At 64.3% G+C, this 2,591-nt stretch carries 2 protein-coding genes, 2 tRNA genes and 3 pseudogenes; 5 read left to right on the top strand and 2 right to left on the bottom strand.

The window, feature by feature from the left end; all coding sequences use genetic code 11:
* From AB1609_20840 to AB1609_20825, 4 genes and pseudogenes are all read left to right on the top strand, one after another.
* Positions 1-141 (top strand): annotated as a pseudogene (locus tag AB1609_20840) (IS256 family transposase).
* 35 nt (positions 142-176) lie between these two features.
* A pseudogene (locus AB1609_20835) lies at positions 177-293 on the top strand (hypothetical protein).
* 93 nt (positions 294-386) lie between these two features.
* Positions 387-536, top strand: a complete 150-nt coding sequence (locus AB1609_20830) for a hypothetical protein (protein ID MEW6048885.1) — start codon at positions 387-389, stop codon at positions 534-536.
* Positions 537-547: 11 nt separating this feature from the next.
* Positions 548-1,122, top strand: a pseudogene (locus AB1609_20825) (site-specific integrase).
* Positions 1,123-1,252: 130 nt separating this feature from the next.
* Here the strand turns inward: AB1609_20825 and AB1609_20820 are convergent.
* Both AB1609_20820 and AB1609_20815 read right to left on the bottom strand, forming a co-directional pair.
* Positions 1,253-1,328 (bottom strand) — tRNA-Arg (locus AB1609_20820).
* 11 nt (positions 1,329-1,339) lie between these two features.
* Positions 1,340-1,413: transfer RNA gene (locus AB1609_20815), tRNA-Gly, on the bottom strand.
* A gap of 593 nt (positions 1,414-2,006) precedes the next feature.
* On the opposite strand from AB1609_20815, the gene AB1609_20810 reads away from it, so the two are divergent.
* Positions 2,007-2,591 (top strand): extracellular solute-binding protein (locus tag AB1609_20810; protein MEW6048884.1); only part of this gene is annotated, 585 nt, incomplete at its 3' end.

Genomic DNA, 2,591 nt, shown 5'->3' with positions numbered 1-2,591 from the left:
ATCGCAGGGCTGGACCTGCTGCGCAAGTACCAGGACGACCCGCAGCTCGACGCCCTGCGGGAGGGGGTTCGCCTGCTGGCCCAGGCCCTCATGGAGCTGGAGGTGAGCCAGCAGGCAGGGGCGGGACACTATGAACGCACGCCCTAGCCAAGGGCACTTACGTTGAGCCCTCAAAGCTGACGCTTGCCGAGTTCCTGGAGCAGCACTTCATCGCACACCTGGTCGCCAAAGGCCGCTCGCCGGCTACGGTCGAATCCTACCGTCGCAACATCAAGGAACACATCATCCCGCACCTCGGTCACCTGCGGCTCGACCAGCTTGCGCCGCTGCACATCGAGCAGTGGATCAACACCGTCACCACGTCGCCCATCGGCAAAAGCCGCCACGTGCGCCGGCCTAGCAACCGCAGCCTGCAATACTGGCGGATGATTCTGCGCCGTGCCCTGCAGTACGCCGTCGAGATGGAGCTTCTCCCCCGCAACTCGGCCGACCGGGTAAAGGCGCCGAAAGTGGTCTATGGCCGGCCGGAGGCGTAAACCCGCGAGGGGTGGAGCGCATCTTGGCTGTCTGCCCCCGCTATCGCATCGGTGCCCTGGTCACCGCCACCCTCTACACCGGCGCCCGACTGGGCGAGCTTCTGGCTGTTCGCTGGTCAGACGTGGACTTTACGGCCGGCGTCATTACCTTCCGGCGCACCTTGATAGGGGCCGGAAGCCAGAAAGACGGCCGCGATCCGCTTTTCAAGGAGTCTACGAAAAACAACGAAATCCGCGACGTCCCGGTGGCGCCGGAGTTGGCCGAGACGCTTCGAGCCTGGCGCCGACGGTGGGCCAAGGAGCGGATGAAGGTGGGCGACGGATACTTCGAGCGCTTCAATCTCGTCTTTCCGACCGCCACCGGCTGGCCCATGAGCACCGCAACGCCCAGCGAGACTCGGCGGCGCTGCTAAAGGCTGCGGGCGTGCGTCTGCTATCCCCGCACAAGTTCCGGCACACCTTTGCCACGAGGCTACTCCACGCCGGCGCCGACGTGGACGTGGTGGCAGAACTCCTGGGCGACGACTTGCAGACGATTAAGCGGCACTACGCGGATACCCGGTGGGGTAATCGCTTCTCGCCATGACGCCGTTTGCCGCCCGTGGCCTGCTTTCGCTGGTGACTGGAAGGTGCTTCCGTTTTGGCAGGGTTTTGACGATTAGGCTCGCTTTTTCCAGAATGCTCCCAGTCCGGCTTCGAAAAACGCTTGTCGTGACTGGTGCGCCCGGCAGGATTCGAACCCGCGACCTTGGGCTTAGAAGGCCCCTGCTCTGTCCCCTGAGCTACGGGCGCCCCAAAAGAGATGGAGCGGGTGAGGGGAATCGAACCCCCGTACCTGGCTTGGAAGGCCAGTGCTCTACCATTGAGCTACACCCGCCCACGGGTCGCTGCGGCCGAGACCCATGATAAGGTGGCCGCAGGTCGCTGTCAACAGCGAGGCGGCCTGCAGCCGCTGATGTCTCCGTATCGCGATGACCTGCCCGTGCAAGCCGCTGCGCGGCGCTACCGCCGCGCTGGTCGATGGGGTTCACCGCCCTGTCCCGGGTTGTCGTATGGCCGCATCGGGAGGATAACTCCTCCTGCTTACGCACACTCTCGGAGGTTTTCTCCGGGCCTTCGGTACACGGCTGGATCGGGGCTGCCGCGAGCCGTCCTCGCGCCTCTCTACCGCTTGCAGCACGCTCCTGCCTTGCCCGCCGAACCTGAGGGCGATGACGGGCTGCCGCTGCCGTGTAACCGGACCCTCGGAGGAGACCAGACCCGGCATCGTCTGGCGCCCCGTGGGGGTTCGTCGGGCACCGAACGGGCACTCCTTTCTCCAGTAATCGGTTGCTAGGAGGAGTTTTCCTCCATACGTCGAAAGCCCCCATCGACGAGGGCGGCGAAGGCCCATGCCTCCACGCGTCCACCCGTTAAAAGGGGCAGGGACGGATTCTGGAGAGGGAGTCTAGCAATGGGGGGTAAGGACCCATGGTGACGAGGAACGGCGGGCGGTACGGGAAGGCTCTCATGAGGCTGGCAGCGCTGTGTGTCGTGCTCCTCACCCTGGCCACACTCACATCCGGAGCTGCCCCGGCCAGGACCAAGATTCTCTACTGGACGGGATGGGGAGGGAGTGAGCTCGAGGATCTGAAGCGCATCATCGACGAAGGCTTCAACAAACAGCAGGATGCTATCGAGGTCGAGACCGTCACCATCTTCGGCGCCTATGAGAAGCTCTTGGCGGCAATCGCGGGCGGTCAGGCACCTGACTTGGTCTCCGCCGTCTGGGAGTATCAGCTTCCTTCCCTCGCCGCACGTAAAGCTTTACGGCCTTTGGATGACTTCGTGCAGACTTCGACCGTAGTCAAGGCGGAAGACTACTGGCCGCGCCTCTGGCAGTCCCTGCAGTACCAGGGAAAGATATACGGCCTGCCCATCACCACCAACGCCAAGTTCCTGGCCTTCAACGTCGACATGGCCGTGGCCGCGGGCCTGGACCCGGGCAGGCCGCCCCGAACCACCGCTGAACTCGACCTCTGGGCCAGGAAGCTGACCCGGATGGATTCCCAGGGC

It is taken from the genome of Bacillota bacterium (genome assembly GCA_040754675.1).
GTDB lineage: Bacteria > Bacillota > Limnochordia > Limnochordales > Geochordaceae > Geochorda.
Note: the sequence above shows the minus strand (reverse complement) of the source record. Positions and strands in the feature narration are given on the sequence as shown.